The organism is endosymbiont of Galathealinum brachiosum (assembly GCA_003349885.1).
Lineage (GTDB): Bacteria > Pseudomonadota > Gammaproteobacteria > SZUA-229 > SZUA-229 > SZUA-229.
On sequence record QFXC01000011.1, the window covers coordinates 147,432 to 165,088 of the forward strand.

The 17,657-nt window shown below is 37.7% G+C and carries 17 protein-coding genes; 10 read left to right on the forward strand and 7 right to left on the reverse strand.

Features of this window, described 5'->3' with window-relative positions; genetic code table 11:
• Positions 1 to 6 precede the first annotated feature (6 nt).
• Genes gspH through DIZ80_09045 form a run of 8 tightly spaced genes read left to right on the forward strand, consistent with a single transcriptional unit; the run spans position 7 to position 5,632 of the window.
• Positions 7 to 636 carry a type II secretion system protein GspH gene (gspH, locus tag DIZ80_09010; GenBank protein ID RDH82422.1) on the forward strand — a complete coding sequence of 210 codons (630 nt, stop codon included), beginning with the start codon at positions 7 to 9 and terminating at the stop codon, positions 634 to 636.
• Positions 629 to 1,066 (forward strand): type II secretion system protein GspI, encoded by a 438-nt coding sequence (gene gspI, locus DIZ80_09015; protein ID RDH82423.1) that lies wholly within the window; start codon positions 629 to 631, stop codon positions 1,064 to 1,066. The genes gspH and gspI overlap by 8 nt, the downstream gene beginning before the upstream one ends.
• The gene (gene gspJ / locus DIZ80_09020; protein ID RDH82424.1) at positions 1,066 to 1,689 is read left to right on the forward strand and encodes a type II secretion system protein GspJ; all 624 of its coding nucleotides are present in this window, start codon (positions 1,066 to 1,068) and stop codon (positions 1,687 to 1,689) included. Before gspI ends, gspJ begins: the two co-directional genes overlap by 1 nt.
• Entirely contained in the window at positions 1,682 to 2,659 is a 978-nt protein-coding gene (locus DIZ80_09025; protein RDH82425.1) for a hypothetical protein, read from the forward strand. The genes gspJ and DIZ80_09025 overlap by 8 nt, the downstream gene beginning before the upstream one ends.
• Positions 2,659 to 3,897, forward strand: a complete 1,239-nt coding sequence (locus DIZ80_09030) for a hypothetical protein (GenBank protein RDH82426.1) — start codon at positions 2,659 to 2,661, stop codon at positions 3,895 to 3,897. Before DIZ80_09025 ends, DIZ80_09030 begins: the two co-directional genes overlap by 1 nt.
• Positions 3,894 to 4,409 carry a hypothetical protein gene (locus DIZ80_09035; protein ID RDH82427.1) on the forward strand — a complete coding sequence of 172 codons (516 nt, stop codon included), beginning with the start codon at positions 3,894 to 3,896 and terminating at the stop codon, positions 4,407 to 4,409. Before DIZ80_09030 ends, DIZ80_09035 begins: the two co-directional genes overlap by 4 nt.
• Positions 4,410 to 4,453: 44 nt before the next feature.
• Positions 4,454 to 5,224: a hypothetical protein gene (locus DIZ80_09040; protein ID RDH82428.1), complete on the forward strand. Its 771-nt coding sequence runs from the start codon at positions 4,454 to 4,456 to the stop codon at positions 5,222 to 5,224.
• Between the two features lie 6 nt (positions 5,225 to 5,230).
• Positions 5,231 to 5,632 (forward strand): zinc/iron-chelating domain-containing protein, encoded by a 402-nt coding sequence (locus DIZ80_09045; GenBank protein RDH82429.1) that lies wholly within the window; start codon positions 5,231 to 5,233, stop codon positions 5,630 to 5,632.
• A 41-nt stretch (positions 5,633 to 5,673) separates the two neighbouring features.
• Here the strand turns inward: DIZ80_09045 and DIZ80_09050 are convergent, their stop codons facing one another.
• The 4 genes from DIZ80_09050 to DIZ80_09065 all read right to left on the reverse strand — a co-directional run bounded on the left by DIZ80_09050 (position 5,674) and on the right by DIZ80_09065 (position 9,291).
• On the reverse strand, positions 5,674 to 6,147 hold the full coding sequence (locus tag DIZ80_09050) for an RDD family protein (GenBank protein RDH82430.1): 474 nt from the start codon (positions 6,145 to 6,147) through the stop codon (positions 5,674 to 5,676).
• Between the two features lie 45 nt (positions 6,148 to 6,192).
• A complete protein-coding gene (locus tag DIZ80_09055) occupies positions 6,193 to 7,500 on the reverse strand; it encodes a chromate transporter (GenBank protein ID RDH83136.1) in 1,308 nt (435 codons plus the stop codon).
• A gap of 83 nt (positions 7,501 to 7,583) precedes the next feature.
• Positions 7,584 to 8,408: an RNA pseudouridine synthase gene (locus DIZ80_09060; GenBank protein RDH82431.1), complete on the reverse strand. Its 825-nt coding sequence runs from the start codon at positions 8,406 to 8,408 to the stop codon at positions 7,584 to 7,586.
• On the reverse strand, positions 8,401 to 9,291 hold the full coding sequence (locus DIZ80_09065; GenBank protein RDH82432.1) for a hypothetical protein: 891 nt from the start codon (positions 9,289 to 9,291) through the stop codon (positions 8,401 to 8,403). The genes DIZ80_09060 and DIZ80_09065 overlap by 8 nt, the downstream gene beginning before the upstream one ends.
• A 95-nt stretch (positions 9,292 to 9,386) precedes the next feature.
• Here DIZ80_09065 and DIZ80_09070 point away from each other — a divergent pair, with 95 nt between their 5' ends.
• Positions 9,387 to 9,878 (forward strand): hypothetical protein, encoded by a 492-nt coding sequence (locus tag DIZ80_09070; protein RDH82433.1) that lies wholly within the window; start codon positions 9,387 to 9,389, stop codon positions 9,876 to 9,878.
• Between the two features lie 2 nt (positions 9,879 to 9,880).
• On the opposite strand, the gene DIZ80_09075 is transcribed toward DIZ80_09070, so the two are convergent.
• Positions 9,881 to 11,461, reverse strand: a complete 1,581-nt coding sequence (locus tag DIZ80_09075; protein ID RDH82434.1) for a glutamate--cysteine ligase — start codon at positions 11,459 to 11,461, stop codon at positions 9,881 to 9,883.
• Positions 11,462 to 11,734: 273 nt separating this feature from the next.
• Here DIZ80_09075 and DIZ80_09080 point away from each other — a divergent pair, with 273 nt between their 5' ends.
• Positions 11,735 to 12,055 carry a hypothetical protein gene (locus DIZ80_09080; GenBank protein ID RDH82435.1) on the forward strand — a complete coding sequence of 107 codons (321 nt, stop codon included), beginning with the start codon at positions 11,735 to 11,737 and terminating at the stop codon, positions 12,053 to 12,055.
• 26 nt (positions 12,056 to 12,081) lie between these two features.
• Here DIZ80_09080 and DIZ80_09085 read toward each other — a convergent pair whose 3' ends face one another.
• Together DIZ80_09085 and DIZ80_09090 are read right to left on the reverse strand one after the other, a co-directional pair.
• Complete coding sequence (locus tag DIZ80_09085; GenBank protein RDH82436.1) at positions 12,082 to 12,615, reverse strand: hypothetical protein; 534 nt, start codon at positions 12,613 to 12,615, stop codon at positions 12,082 to 12,084.
• 25 nt (positions 12,616 to 12,640) lie between these two features.
• The gene (locus tag DIZ80_09090; protein ID RDH82437.1) at positions 12,641 to 17,656 is read right to left on the reverse strand and encodes a hypothetical protein; all 5,016 of its coding nucleotides are present in this window, start codon (positions 17,654 to 17,656) and stop codon (positions 12,641 to 12,643) included.
• Position 17,657 lies beyond the last annotated feature (1 nt).

A 17,657-nucleotide genomic window follows, 5' to 3' on the forward strand; every position in this document is an offset into this window, starting at 1 on the left:
CTCACCATGTTCAGAAACTTCGTTTACAGACCTAATAATCAGCATCAGGGGTTTACTCTGATTGAATTACTTGTGGTCATCGTGATCATCAGTATTTCAATTGGTTTTGTTGTCGTTAATATATCCTCTGGCAGCAAAGAAGAGCTGGCAGAAGAAGAAATATTACGACTGCAACAAATCTTACGTTTTGCACATGAACAATCTGTTATTCGCTCAGAAGAATACGGCGTCCGCTTTTATGAAACTGGCTACCGCTTTATGCGCTTTAATGAAGAAAATGATAACTGGATTGATATAAATAAAGACAGACTATTACGCAGCAGAATGCTGCCAGAACCATTAGAACTGGATTTATATATTGAACAAATTCCTGTCGATATCCTTGAATCACAAAAAGACGACCCTGAAATAAAACAGCCTGCTGAAGAAGAAAACGCTTTAGCTAGTGCCGCATCCAATATTGACAATAATAAGCTGCCTGAAGAAGAGCAGATAAAACCACAAATTTTTCTATTATCAAGTTCCGAGCTAACACCTCAGTTCGAGGTGCGTTTACGCATACCCGGTAGTGAAATAGAAGAACATCTTGAAGGTCTTCCTCAGGGAGAATACAAACGCGTGTCACCTGATGAGTAGGATAATGAATAAATCTACAAATGGTTTCACGCTGATTGAAGTCATGGTCGCACTGGCTATCATTGCTATTGCTCTTGCTTCTTTGATTAAAGCATCAGGTAATCACACCCATTCAGCAACGTACCTTAAAAGCAAAACGCTGGCTCACTATGTTGCAATGAACGAGATCACGCAATTACAGATTGATAAAGCCTGGCCAGATCTGGGTACTACAAAAAAATCCACTGAAATGGCAGATGTAGAATGGTACTGGACCCGTGAAATCAAAAAAACAGGAGATGAAAGCGGTAATATTCGCGGCCTGAAGTTCACTGTGTATTTAGATGAGGGCCGTACTCGAAATCTTGCCATGGTTCAGGCATTTATTGCTAACCCTGCCCAGAACATAACCCCTGCTGCAGATTCAGAAAATACCGGCGGCAATGAATAGTGCCTTTAAATTCCTTACAAAAGAAATCTGGTTTTACTTTAATTGAAGTCATTATTGCAATGGCTATTTTTGCCATCGTTTCAGTTCTGGCTTATACCGGCCTGCACTCGGTTATCACCAGCAAATCACGCACTGAAGCAGCACTAGACCGACTTCAGGAATTACAGATGTCGGTATTAACCCTTACTGGTGACTTACAATACCTGAGCAACAGAGATGGACATGATGCACTCGGCGGACAACTGCTTAAAGTAACCACTCAGGATAGTGACTACATTTTAGCCTTTACCCGTAATGGCTGGCGCAATCCGGCAAATCAGGCCCGCAGCTCATTACAGCGTGTTGCTTATCAACTCGATGAAGACAGACTCAAACGCATCTACTGGCCACATGTGGATCGAGCAGATGACGAACAGGTAGTTGAACGTACGCTTATTACCAATATCGAGTCACTGGAATTACGCTTTCTTGATGAAAAAAATCAATGGCAGACTGACTGGCCATCCGCTGACTCTCAGGCTTCAGATGCCCCATCCGCATTACCTGTTGCAGTAGAATTCACCCTTAAAATGAATGACTGGGGTGATATCAGGCGTTTAATCAGGGTCGCTTATAATGATTAAATTACCCGGACAGCAAGGTGTAGCCCTCATTACTGCTTTACTGGTCGTATCTCTGGCAACCGTTCTGGCTGTTTCGCTGGTTAGTCATCTGTACTATGACATTCGTCGCACTGAAAATATCTTACGACTTGATCAGGCACAGTTATATAACAGCAATGCTGTCGAATTTGCGATGGTATTATTAAAACTGGACCGTGATGCTAACAATGAATATGACAGCCTGGAAGATATTCGTTTATTCAATGAACAGACAGCCATCTTTCCTGTTGAAGGCGGCTCTGTTTCTGCTAATCTGGCAGACCTACAGAGCTGCTTCAATTTAAATAACCTGTCAAAAACCAATACTGAGTTAGCCCGTTATCGTGCTCAATACATATCACTACTGAATAATTTAGGTGTCGATATCAGCTTGCATAGCACTTTAACTGACAGCCTGATTGACTGGCTGGATAAAGATGATATAAATGAAGCTCAGGGAGCTGAGTTTGATTATTATATCGGTCTTGAAAAACCATATCGTACAGCCAACAGCCTGATGACCAGCCCAAGTGAACTTCGTCTGGTCAAAGGTTATACAGATGGTGTGATTGAGTTGATTAAAGATGAAACCTGCGTATTACCCGCAGTTAATACAGCTATCAATATCAACACAGCCAGCAGCAAAATGCTAGAATCCATCGAAGAACTGAAAAGTCACGCAGAGCAGATCATTAAAGATCGCGATGGTGAGGCAGACAATGATGAAGATGATGTTCCATTTGAGAAAATAGATGATTTTAAGAAATATGTTTCTGAAACATTAAAAGTAAAAAACTTCGAAAGCGGAGGCCTGCAGATATACTCAGAGTATTTTCTACTGGAATCTAAAACACAGCTAGGCGCTGGAGATATAAAGTTATTTAGTATGATTTATCGAGATAACAGCAACGCAAAAACGTCCTTAATACGTCAAACCAGTGGAGCTTTCTAATGAGTGAGTTTCTTGTTATTCATTATAAACCAGGGCACAAATCCGGTTTACAATACTGGGCTATGGGCGCAGATCTTCACCCATCAATTACTCTGGGTCACGGCAGTCTGGAAGAACTAAAAGCCATATCGCGCGGCAAAAAAGTTTCTATTTTAATCGATTCCCACTACACCACACTTGAATCGGTCAATATACCCAGCAAAAACCGTAACAAACAACTTCAGGCCATCCCCTTCGCAATGGAAGATTACCTGGCCGAAGACATTGAAGACACACACTTTGCTCTTGGTAAAGCTGATGACAACAAAGTACCTGTTATCGCTATCAAGCGTAGCCTGTTACAGGAAACGCTGGATATTTTTAACCAGCAACAAATTCATGTTGAAACAATTACGGCTGATAGCGTAGCTCTACCCGGTAGCGATACCAGATGGTGCATCCTTTTAGATGAGGACAGTGCGCTTATTAAAACTGATTCTGCGCAAGCTCATTGTTGTGATCGTGAAAATCTCGGTATTATCCTACAAGCTCTACTAGATCAATATGAAAATCAGGAAACAACCCAACGACCAGATACTGTCTCTTATTACTATAAAAAAGATGATACTGAGGCTGAGGCATTATTAGACGGTATTGAAATTAGCATTGAAAGCCATACATACAAAAATCATGGGCTGGAAATTTTCGTACAGCACATGAAAGAAGCACAGGCGTTTAATTTGCTTCAGGGAGAGTTCACCCTCAAACGCAAAAGCAATACATGGCTAAAACCATGGAAATCAGTAGCCGCAGTCTCTGCAATATGGATTATTCTACATCTTGGTTATGGCAGCCTGCTTACATCTCAGCTTGAAGAAAAGAACCTGCAACTGACCAGACAAATTGAAAAAGAATTTAAACAGGCTATTCCTGACGCCAGAAAAATGACAGCCATGAAACAACGTGTCGAACGACGCTTAAAAGAATTAAATTCTGGCACATCTGGTAATAGTCAAAGTAGTTTCTTACAGCTTTTGTCAAAAGTATCTCCTGCTCTTAGCATAAATGATAAAACTAAAATAAATGCCGCCGTTTACCGAAACAATTACATTGACCTGGATCTATCTGCAAAATCATTACAGGACATTGAACAGTTAAAAAATAAACTGACCTCCATTCCCGGTATAAAAACAGTACTTTCAACCACAGTTGAAAAAGATAGTGTCAAAGGGCGTTTAAGACTGGAGGCCAAAGGATGAAAGCTATAGATAACTTAATGACCCCATTAAATCAATGGCTCGACACGCTGGAAAAAAGAGAACGATATATTGTTATAGCAGGTGCAATCAGTCTGGCAGTTATGTTGTTTTATCTTGTTATCTGGGAGCCCATCACTTCACAACATGAACAACAACAGATAAATTACAATTCACAACGCCAGTTATATAGCTGGATGAAAAATGCCAATGTAGAAATACGCAGATTTAAATCTTCAGGGGGCAGTAATAAAGCCAGATTTCGTAATCAGTCAATTGCCAGCCTTGCTGACCGTAGCGCTACCACTTCTGGCATAAAACCATTTATAGAAAAAATTGATCAAAGCAAAAAAGGCGTGAAAGTAAGAATTAAGTCAGCTGATTTTGATCGAATTGTAACCTGGCTTACCGATCTTGAAAATAAATACGGCATTATCGCCCGCAAAGTAAAAGTTGAAAAAACAAAAGTAAAAGGCGCTGTTGATGCGCAAATAACTCTGGAGCGTTCGTCTTAAGACCTCTCAGAATAGAGCAGGGTTTTAGTAAAAAAAACACATACATGAAAAAACGTTATTATATTATAATTACAGTTCTATCCTATCTTTTCTTCACCCTAAGTAATGTACCTGCTGCGAAGGTTATTTCATTAGCTGAAGAATACACTCAACTTCCGGTTAAACTATATGGCGTTCATGGCAGCTTATGGAATGGCAGTGCTGAAAAAATCATATTAAAAGGCAAACCGCCCGTCGACAATATTCAATGGTCTATAAACCCGGCCATGTTATTACTCGCACAGTTAAACGCAGAAGTAAAAGCCAGCATTAAAAACCAGAACCTGATAGGTGACATCAATATATCTGCTCTAGGTAACATTAGTGCGTCAGACATTCGTGCACGTATTGACGCACCTGTTATGCAGGAACTTATTCAAATGCCTCTGGGTGAGTTAGGTGGCACATTTAATATCAATATAGAATCACTGCAACTAAAGCAGAAAGCTTTGCCAATAGTAAAGGGGAGCCTTAAATGGAAAAACGCCAAACTAACAATAGTTGAAACTGTTGATTTAGGTTTTGTAGACTTATTAATTGATACAAACGATAACGAACAGCTGACGGCTAAAGTAGCTAATAAAAAAGGCCAGATTTTATTAGATGGAAGCGCCAGTCTTGATAACAATAAAGCATATAATCTCAATTTACGCTTAACACCAGATGTTAATGCTACAGACAGTATACGCCAAAGCATTACGATGTTTTCAAAACGACAAACAGATGGAAGTTTTCTTGTTAAACGTAAAGGCAATTTACGTGATTTAGGTTTATAATTTTTTATGTCAATTACCATTCCTGTAAAACCCGCTATTGAAATCACATCTGAAAACAAGTGCAACTTTTGCACAGGCTCTATTTGCTGTACATATATCACTCAACATATAGACACCCCTCGTTCAAAATCAGATTTTGAACATTTATTGTGGCAAATTTCTCATGAAAATATTCGTGTCTATAAAGACGAAGATGGCTGGACGCTATTAATCGAAACGAAATGCCTGCATCTTCAAATTGATGGTGGCTGTGGAATTTACGAGAATCGACCCACCATTTGTCGAGATCATACAAATGATTACTGTGAATATGACGCGCCTTCAGAAGATGGTTTTGAATTATACTTCCCTGACTACGCCACATTAAGAACATACTGCATGAAGCGTTTTAAAAAATGGGATAAATAATTTCAATACCCGCTTTCACAGTAATACGATAGCCAGTAGTTTTATTTATCTCTTATGCAAACAGTTCCAGCAAGCTTGTCATGCCAACCCTGTTTTTTCTTATCAAACGCAACCCAGAATATACCCAGCATTAATGGTAATATTGAAATGATATATGCAAAATACCGACCTACACACTGACCGGTAGTTAATTTACCGCCGGTTTTATCATCGATAATTTTTATTTTTAAAAGAATTTTACCCGGTGTTGCCGCACGATAATTCCAGAACAGAATTACCGCAAGCGCTGGAAACACATATGAAATCAAAATATCCCACGGCCCAGCAACTATCGACTCAGAATTAAAGTACCCTTTCCCATAAACAGCAAAAAGAATTGGCCATGTAATTATTATAATTAAAATTGTATCAATTATATGCGCGCCAATACGTACCCAGAACCCCGCATAAATAAGATCCCCCCTACCTTCTATAGCAACATCTGAATTCGGTGATTGATATGGATTTTGATTCATATTTACTCCTGTAAATTAGCTTTTCAACAACCGGGTATTATTCATCTATATAAACAATGAATAAATAAATCCTATTGCTGCACTCGCTGCAATTACCGTCACAATGCCCTGCTTAAATTTAAAAAGAGCAAGAAAAGCAAAAGCACCAATAATAGCCGCAAACCATTCAAAATTAGCATCAAAGCCCTGTGGCCAGAGAACATGATACGCAAAGAAAAACGCCAGATTAAGTATCACCCCTACAACTGCAGCTGTTATACCTGTTAATGGTGCAGTAAATTTAACATCATCCCGGGTTGCCTCAACAATTGGACCACCCAGTAAGATAAATAGAAACGAAGGCAAAAAAGTAAACAGTGTCGCTATACTAGCGCCTGCTACTCCTGCAATGAGCTGCGCCTCCGGCCCAAATATTTCTTTTGTCCAGCCTCCAACAAAACCAACAAATGCAACAACCATAATTAGAGGACCCGGTGTGGTTTCCCCAAGTGCAAGGCCATCTATCATTTGCGTACCGCTCAACCATGCATATTGCTCAACGCCACCCTGATACACATAAGGCAACACAGCATAAGCCCCACCAAACGTCACAAGTGCCGCTTTAGTAAAAAACCAGCCCATTTGTGTAAGCGTCCCTTCCCAGCCATACGCTTTAGAAAGCATCATCATGACTGCAGCCCAGATAATCAGCCCGATGACACTGAAAACAATAAAGCGGCTCCATTTAAATTTAGCATGTGAGGGTGCCGGAGTCTCATCATCGATAATCGCTGACCCATAACTTACCTTGCTGCCATCACCATGACCACCCGCCTTGAATTTCTCCGGTGCAAACCGTGAACCAATATATGCAATGATACCTGCCATTAGAACAATATATGGAAACGGAATATTGAAGGCAAAAATAGCAATAAAAGCCAAAACAGCCATCGCTCTCAATACATTATTCTTTAATGCCCTGGAACCTATTCGATATGCCGCAAATACAACGATCGCTGTTACTGCAGGCTTAATACCATATAAAATTCCCTCAACAGCTGATACATCTCCATAAGATAAATAAACCCACGTCAATCCACTTAAAATAAATAATGATGGCAATACAAATAAAATACCTGCTGCAACACCACCCCAGACTCCGTGCATTAACCAGCCAATATATGTCGCTAATTGTTGTGCTTCCGGACCAGGCAGTACCATAGTGTAATTAAGTGCATGTAAAAAACGATGCTCTGATATCCAACGCCGTTTTTCAACCAGCTCCTGATGCATCATACTGATCTGACCAGCTGGCCCACCAAAACTGATAAAGCCCAATTTAAGCCAGTAAAGCAAAGCACTTTTAAACGTCATATCTTCTGCTGGCTGCGTTATATCTTCTGATTTTATTGGCACAATCTTTCCTTTTATAACCCGGGGGTTTGCAAACTGAAAATTTACAAAGGTAATTCATATTTCTTTTGTTTCTCGCTAACAGGGCAACTGAACTCTAATTCTATAGAACTTAACTGTAAATCAGACTCTATGTCCTGTGCTCCATACAATCTGTCACCTATAATAGGATATCCCATTTCTGACAAGTGCCTCCTTATCTGATGCTTACGACCTGTTTTTATTCTTATCTCTACTGCTGTGCGTTGTTTTTCATAATCAGGTATTAATGAAATTATTTCTGATATTGCTATTTTATTATCAAGCTCATTTTTAATTTCATAAGGTAGCTCTACATCATTCAGAATACCTTCTACTATTGCTCTGTATTTTTTATGTATTTGCCTTTTCTCAAACATAGCCGACAGCTTTGCTGCCGTACTTTTTTTATGTGCAATGATAATTAGTCCATTAGCTGCTTTATCAAGCCTGTGAACGATAAACGCCTGCCTCTGTGGCATTAAGTTTTGCTCTGCCCATCTGTAAACTGTACAGTGATCTCCCCATTTTGTTCCCTGTGAATACATTCCACCAGGCTTATTCCATATTGAATAATCACCTTCATCTGCAATAAGCATTGCTTCGTGGGGCTGAGAAGCCTGTATTTCTGCATTAAAATAAACATGCAGTATTTCACCCTGATTAATCGTTTTTTTTGCTCTGCGCACTCGATTAATACCATGAGAATTTTCTAACCATACAGCGCCATTTTGCAAAATTTTTTTTATTTGCTGATTACTAAATTCAAGCGAAGCACTTAAACACTCTAAAATTGTTTGTGTGTTTTTCTCTGCCTTAATATGTTTTTCAAATTTAACTGTTTTATTCATCAGGTATATCGAAATAACCTTCAGCCATTTTTACAACATGTCCTCCAAGCTGTAATCCAACCACCTCAGAACCATGCTTATCAACATTAATCTCCATAATACTAATTCGTTTATCCTTATCCCCTCGCTGAATTAAACAGGACCGATGGTAATCATTTATACCATGAGATAGATACAGACCAAATGCAGGTGCAGCTGCACCTATTGGCGGGTCATCATTAACTGATATACCCTTACCCAGAAGTCGTGCTGAAAAATTAATATCATCAAAAGGATGATCGCCAGTAAATAATAGAACCTGACTGGCTAATGAAGCGACAAATGAAAGCTGCCATTTGTTTTCATGAAACTGAGCTGAACGTAATACTCTATTATTTTTTACCGGAATCATCAGGTAAGGTAACGGACATCCGGCTATCATCGATTTATAGTTTTGATAACCTATTTCTGATTTATCAAGCCCAATAATATCTGCCAGCTCCTGATTAGAGGGTACATAATCATCATATTTTTCACTAACAGGTATACTAACCTGCACTTTTTGATTTTTCAGACTCTGGATTATTTCCAGTTTCTGCCCGTTCAATTCAATACATGCATCTGAACCATTCAGTAGACCTGAGTCAGCCATTATATAACAGGCGGCAACAACGGCTTGCCCTGCAAAATCACATTCACCCTGTGGAGTAAAAATCTGCAATTTCGCATCACACCCTTTCATATCTGACTGTGATATAAACACAGTTTCTGTAAGGTTTAGCTCTTTCGCCAGTTCCAGCATCCTGACAGAACTTAAACCTTCAGCCTGATTAAAAACAGCTATCTGTGCACCATTAAAATGGGTTTTAGTAAATGCATTGAGCAAGTTGTATTTTAGATTCATGTGATTAGACAACCGGTATTGAATTACGAATTATTTTTTACTAGAACTATATTATTCTTTACTTGCAAAGATAACATATAAAAGGCACCTCTAACATGATTACTCCTGTGCTTAATATAGATGGTTTTACCGGTCATATATTAATTGAGCCTAATAGACCTATTAGCTGGCAGGATAATGTACGTTTCATTAAAGCTTTTTCTCTGATTTCTTTGATCATTGCATCAGTCGCCATGTATCAGGGCTTTATACTGGTTATGCCATTTTCTGGCATTGAAGTTATTTTTGTTTCAGTTTGCCTGTATCTTGTCTACAAACATTACTCAATATGTCAGATAATTTACTTCACAAATAACAGTATCATTATTGAGTCAGGAGATAACATCGCTAACCAACGCATTGAATATCAACGATACTGGTCTAAATTTCATGTGGATAATAAGGGAATTTACAATATACCCAAACTGAGTATAAGTTCTAAAGGAAAAACAACTGAAATTGGTAGTTTTCTAAGTTATAAAGATAAATTAACCCTGATTAAAATAATTAAAGAAATAACCCTGTCTTTTCAAATACAGGTACAATAATTTTATTTCTGAGAAAAGTAAGTCTGTAAATATTTTTCAAAACTCATATCATCAGTCTCCTCGATCTGTTTCTGCCTTTCTAAAGATTTAATCGCTTCATCATCAAAAAACTGATTGCGTTCTTCAGTTAAGTTTAATTTTGTAAAATATTTATTATGTTTTTCAGACATTCTTTTTGCAAAATGATAAAAACCTTCCTTTGTTTCACGCATTTCATTTAGCATTCTCGCAGATGGCGTTAACTCTGGATCCAGAACTTTTCCAAGCTGGTGCTGAAGCGCATCCTGATAAGGCGTTCCGTCTTTATTCTGATCCAGTAACTCACCAACTGACTGCATGCCATCCAGCAATTCTTTAGCCCAGTCTTTTAACTTATGCTTGGTTGCATTATGATTTAACTCTAGCATAGGATCACGCCCCTGGTGCGCAACCAGCAACTCATTCTGATCAATTTCTTCTCTTTCACTAAAACATATCTGATCACTTTCAGTAAGCAAACAAAACAGCATAAATATTTCTATGAATCTTAACTGCGTTTCATTTATGCCTAATGGATCAAATGCATTAACATCAAGTGATCGTAATTCAACATATCGAACACCTCGTTTTTTTAGTGCAATTATTGGCTTTTCATTCCCCTGCACAATTTGCTTAGGCCTTACCGTACTGTAATATTCATTTTCTATTTGTAATAAATTTGCATTTAATTGCTGATATTTACCATTAACTTTAATACCAATTTTTTCATACTCTGGAAACGGCGTTTCTATTGCGCACTGTAACGTTTTTACATACGAATCCAGGCTTCTATAACACGCCTTCACACCACTCTCATTTTCTTTATTATTTTGATAACCAATATCTCCCATACGTAATGAGGTTGCATAAGGTTCAAAATATGTGTTTTCGTCAAAATCCTGCAGACTCGTTTCTGCACCACCAAGAAACGATTTACAAACGGCTGGTGAAGCACCGAACAGATACGGAATTAACCAACCATATCGTTGTAAATTTCTAACCATAGAAAAATACTGTTCCGACTGAAAGTCCTTTAAACTAAGTTCATTCTCTTGCAGAATTTCTTTATAAATTGGCCAGAAATTTTCTGGCAAAGAGTAATTAAAATGCACACCCGCAATAACTTGCATTGCACGACCATATCGATGCCCCAGACCTCGCCTGTAAACACTTTTCATCTGACCTGCATTCGAACTTCCAAAGTTAGCAATAGGTATACTGCTTTCACCTGCAACAACACACGGCATACTCGTTGCCCAGAGAATTTCATCCTGTTGCAATTTTTTATACACATAAACCTGTGAATCACGTAAAAAATCAAGAACGGATTCAATATGCTCTGACGGAGGGGTAATAAACTCTAACAATGCCTCTGAATAATCTGTAGTGATATATGGATTCGTCAGGGCTGAGCCAAGTGATGCAGGATGCTCTAACTGGGAAATCCCCCCTTTAGGGGAAACTCTCAAGCTTTCTTTTTCCACTCCAATCTGCCGCCCATTTAATAAGCCATTTTTATTATGGGCAAAAAGCTCTTTAACTCTGGATTCTACAAGTTTAAACAATGGTTTTTCCCGGATTCATTTTCATACCCAATCTAATACCTGACAAAATCACTATTACAGTATTTAAGGATGTTCTAAGACGCTAAGATTATAACAGGATGCTGGATATTCACATGTTTTTAAAGCGACAACCTGAGCGCAAACAGGCATATAAAGAAAATTTGCCGCGCCATACCCTGATTATTTGATGGTGATCAATATCTTACACAGGCTAATTTAATACCCTTTACACTCGAAAACAGAAATTTAAGGGTATTATTCCCAAGTGAACACATGGAACCAATTCAACATAACAACAGCGGCATAAATAACGTGTCTGATATTCAGCGTCCGGATAAACATCATATTAAAGGAAAATATGAGCTTATTCTTAACTGGTACAAAGTTAATGGTAAAAATCTTCTCGATGAAGAAATACTAGTCGGTCTGGAAATAAATACTTTATTAAAAATATTAGGCAACCCCATCTGGAATGATATATATCATTGCTGGGCTATTGAGGCCAAACATATACCTTATATACAGGCTTATGTTCAACATCAATTCAATACTGATAAATTTTCCTACTTCATTGAGGTCTATCACAATCAATAATATTTTATGATAGCCACCTCCAGATACTACTCTAATTCATTCATAACCAGCTTTGCTTCTTTGACCAACGGGTGATCGGGATTTTGATCAATAAATGTTTTAAAAGAAAGGTTACTTTCTGAAGCTTTTCCCATTGCCCCCATTGTAAGTGCCTCTGCAAATTGTGCATTTGGCTTTAAATCACTCTCTGGATACTTTTCAACAAATCCATTAAAAGCCTGATTCGCATTCTCAAGATCACCATTGTCAGCCATCGTCTGCGCCTTCGCAAAATCTTCTAACTGTTCCATAAACTGCTTATCACTGGTTTTATCATCTTTCCAGTAAGGCTGCAAAATAGTACTGGTAGTTTCAGCACCTCGCACTCCCATGGTAACGGTTACCGTTCTCAATTTATCTTCATTTTTTGGACTCATGGATTTAAATTTATTCCACACCGTATAGAACAATCCTTTGAATGCATTCTTTTTTTCTGCCTTAACAACATCTTCAGGATCTATATTTTCTGCCATTAAGGGTGCCGAAATAAACAATAGCCCCAATATCAGTAAAACCTTCATTCATTTCTCCATTTAAAATTACATTTTAACGACTTAATAATTGATTAAGACCAGAATATTTTTCAGTTACATTCTGATTAATCATAGTCGCTTCATCAAACTTTAATCGCGCATCATTCAATTGTCCTAACTGATAATATGACATTGCCATATTAACTTTAACTCCCGGATCATTAGCAGCCAACTGCTCTGCAAAGCTATATGTCTCAATAGCCTGATCAAATTCACCTTTTGAATAAAAGATATTGCCACGATTATTATGCACCGCACTATTATCCGGGCTCTTTTTAAGAATTTCATCAAATGTTTTATCTGCTTGCGTATATAACCCATTCTTGGCATATATGATTGCCACCTGCATCAAAGCATTAGTATCTTGCGGGTTCAACATTGCTATAACTTCATATGGCTTAATCAGTCGATCCAGACTTTTTTGCATTAAAATATTTTGCTCTCTATTGACCAGCGGTTTCACCTTCTCTTCACCGGGCACTTTAATTGTATAACTTGCAGGCCTTAATGTAACAGGAAGAAATTCCTTCCAGGCATTTTCCAGCAGAATAGCATTCAAGGATTTTTCATTCTCAAATTTATAATATTTCCGAGCACCTTCTGCCCAGGCTTCAGCAAATGATGTGCCTATCATTGTTGCTTCCAGAGGGATCCATATATTCCCATTATGCTCGACCATCAGACTATCCTGTAAACTAATACGATCTTTTTCGGCGACACTAAACCCTGAATCAAACATCATTAACAGATGCCCTGGCACATCGAGTATCGCTGTTTTAACGCCGAGATTTTCCAGTCCTGCACTCATCAGAACAGATAAGTCATCACAGTCTCCGCTTTTAATTTTCAATGTTTCCCTACTAAACTGCACATAATCGACTCGATCATTATTAACCTGAGAATAAGGACTATTAGGATCAACAACATACCGTATTCCGTGAGCACTATATACATCAAACAAAGTCATTGCCGTAACAATATTGTCACTCAATGGCCCTGATTCTGGTTTATTCTCATTTATAGCCTGTCGAACAAAATCACGCAAAGTATCATCCTTAGGCGTTACAAAAGAACCAACCATATTAGAATTTGACCAGATAATTGCATTTTTCCCATATATCGTCATAGGTTGAGTTAATTTTATATCATCATCTTTACCATCACGAACAAAGCTCAATGCCACTTCAACCTGCACACCTGTATCTTCATCTATTTCAAGAATCTTATTATTAAATGATGCCAATAAATCAAATTCCTGAGTCTCATTTGCCGCTAGATTTGGAATTTCTTTTGTCGTTGGAAAATCCATATAACCTTTAATAGAAAAAGTAAGCTTCAAGTTGCCGTAGTCTGTACCACTGGTATTTTGAATGCGTATTTGTCCAACAGGTTTATTTACATATTGTTTATAAGTCGCTGAAAATATCTGATTCAGCTTTAAATCTTTTAAAACAATCTGTGGCGCATTTGATTTAAATTCTAATGATTTTTTCTTTTCCGCATAAGCCTTATCTAATAACAGTTTATTATCAGCGCTCGGCTCAAGCGATATCGCTTTATCATACGACGCTATTGATTCGTCAAATAATCTTCGTTTTAAAAACAAACTGCCCAGCAAAACATGAGGTTTATATGAACTAGCATCCAGAATTACAGCTTTTTCTAATTCAACCCTGGCCTTATCAAATAAATTGTTTTCACTATACAGGCCACCTAATGACAATGTCAGATCTAATGAATTAGGCTGTTTATCCATGGCCTTTTTCATATACTCTATTGATTTACCAATTTTTCCCTGTTTATTTGAAGCTTCAGATAACATTACTAATGGCTCAATTTCATCGGGTTTTAAATTACTTGCTTTTTCGGCCTGTACATTAGCCTGATTATAATCAGCCGTTTCAAATAACGCTTTCGCCAGTTTTATCCTTGCCTGATAGTTATCAGGTTTTGACTCAACTGATTTTTTAAATATATCGACCGCTGAATCAAACTGTTTTTCTTTTAACTCCAGCTCACCCAGTCTCATCGAAGCATTAAACATAATCGGATCTGCTTTAACTGCCATTTCAAGAGTAGGACGTAATTTTTCATCTTTTCCCATTGCCACATACACATCAGCTAGCGCCAACCAGGCAGCTGAGTGATGTTTATCTATTCTGGTTGATTTCATCAATGACAACAAAGCCTCACCGTTAGAACCTTCAGCAAAAGCCACAAGCCCCAGCAAATACAAACCCACCGCTGCCGTTTCATCTTTTCCAGCCAGTGATAAAGATATTGTTTTTACTTGTAAAAATTCTTTTTTATCCAGATAAGATTTGGCTAGCGACAACTGTGCCGCAAGATGATTTTTATTTAAAGATACAGCTTTTTTAAATCGCTCTATAGCTTCATCTGTTTTACCCAGTTCGCGCATTATTAATCCGCTGCGATACCACACGTCTGCATTGTCCGGCTCAATTGATGCTGCCTTGTCATACTCTTCCAGGCCTTTTTCAATAATATCCAATTTTACGTATGCATCACCCATCAAAAAATGAGCCTGTATACTTTTATCATTTCGAAGCAATGCTTCTTCCAGACAGGTAACCGCTCCAATAGGATCGCCTAACTTAAGACTAAGCTCTCCACAATAAATATACGTATTATTTTCAGCTGTTTTTTCCTCTATGACCTTATCTATAATTGCTTTAGCTGATATATAATCCTCGGCAGCCACCAGTGCTTTTATTTGTAAATTCAAGCCCTGATTCTCATATTCTTTTATATTTGATAACTCTCGAAACGCCAGAACTGCTGATTCAATATTATTTAATTCAAGCAAACTTAAACCTAAATATTTTAACATTTCTGGCTGTTCAATATTTTCGGTTATAGCGGGCTTGAATATTTCGACAACCTTTTCAAACTTATTATTCTGAAAAAGATTAAACCCTTTAATGAAAATATCTTCTTCTATTCGAGAAAACTTACCCTGAGAACCAAGACCAGTGAAAGCGTTTATTTTATAAAATGATTTAGCTGCATTCTTCGAATGCTCAATTATTGCTTTATTCTCATAAACCTGAGCAACAAACTCATAATTCCCACTTTCTTCTTCTGCACCGTAAACGTTATAACCTTTAATAAATGTTCCGGGGACAGCAGTCCAGCTAACATGTGTTTCTTTTATACTGCCAACCACTGTTAATCCGGCCACTTTAGCTGGCACCTGCAAGTAACTAAAATTCAATAAACGTTTCTTTTCTTCATCATAAATTCCAACTAGCGTACGCTTTGATTTTGCTACACTTATATTTCTTGGCTCTTCCATTCCTGCATCAGACTCCAGCTTTGATGCAAAAGATATTATTTTTTTAGGCCCATTGAAAAGCTGTATTGAGTATTGATTATTTTCAGTTCCACATAATACATACAAATTATTGTCTGCATCTATTGCCAAATCATAGATTTTATTAAAGGGTGAACTTTTGTCTTCTTCGCCTCCTATAGAATATAGATGATCATGCTGCTTTGAGAAAACGTGCAGCTGTTTTTTCATTTTATCAGCTACAAATATATTTCCCTGTGCATCGACCACAACAGCTACAGGCTCAGAAAATATTTGTTTGCCATTACCTTTAGGGTTTTCGATTTTATCCAGATATATTCCATCAGCAGAATAAATTTGTATTCGACCATTCCCAGTATCGGCAACATATATTTTATCATGCCGTGAATACACTGATTGTGGCGAACTTAACTTACCCGCTCCAGATCCTTCTCCTGCATAACCCTTTCCTTCAAATTTTTTGACTCCGTCTTTATCATATATTTTTATTCTTCCCCCATCCAGAATGACAATTTTATTATCACTAACTGATGCAGCTCGCGGGTTATCTAATTTAGCCAGTTTTTTTATAAATTTACTTTTTGCTGAAAATATACTGGCATTTTCTCTATCACGATTTAGACAAAGCGCATTCCCATCATCCAATCTATATGCACGATCACATTTCATTTTAATCGGCAAATACCGAGTCACAGTAGGCAATCTAATTTGTTCTTCTACAATTCGATTAAGTGATGGGATTTTATATATTTCGATTTTTTTATTTTCACTATCAGCAACAGCTACACGCCCATCACTTAATACTAGCAATGATGAAATCTTATTAAACTGGCCTCGTTCTTCTCCCTTGCTCCCAAAGCCATTTAGTTTTTTTTCTTTCTCCCAGTCTATCTGATAAACACGTCCATTATCTGAATCAGCCAGATATATTAAACCCGTTTCATCAATCGCCATGGCGGTAATTCTTAATTCACCGTCTACTATTTTTTTAAGCGACTTATGATTCAGTCGTTTAATTAGACTCCCATCATAATTAAATATAGAAAACTGGCCTTCTTCAGTTGCCTCAAACACATATATTCTTTCTTTACTATCGACAAAAATCTGTGTTGGGCGTTTTAAACGCATATCCTCTTTCAAACCTTTCTTGCCAAAAGTTGAAAGAAAAACGCCATCAGCACCAAATACTGAAATACGGTTATTGTCACTATCTGCAATATAAATACGTCTATTACTTGAATATGCAATGCCTTTAGGATCAGACACTTCTCCCGCACTGCTACCACTTTCTCCCATACGTGTAACCAGTTCACCATCAGGAGTAATTATCACAAACTGGTTGTCACTTATATTAGTTACTGCGAGCATATCTTCACCCGCCAGACTTAAACCACCCAACCTTTCTGAGCTAAATATATTTTTTGAACCGGTTAAAGATTTATAAATAACACCCTGCTCTGTGAACTGAATTAATTGACCTTGATTAGCATCTGCAGCGGCTATAGTGCCATCTCTTAATTGCACCATACCGACAATATTACCGAATGACTTGCCTGATTCTGGCTTATAACTTTTATCAAGACTGATCGCAGCCTGAGAAACACTAACTATAAATAGATACAGCGGTACAACTAAAAATATACCTGGAATTCTATTTTTGGTATTTTTATTCAATTTACAACCTGATAACATCATT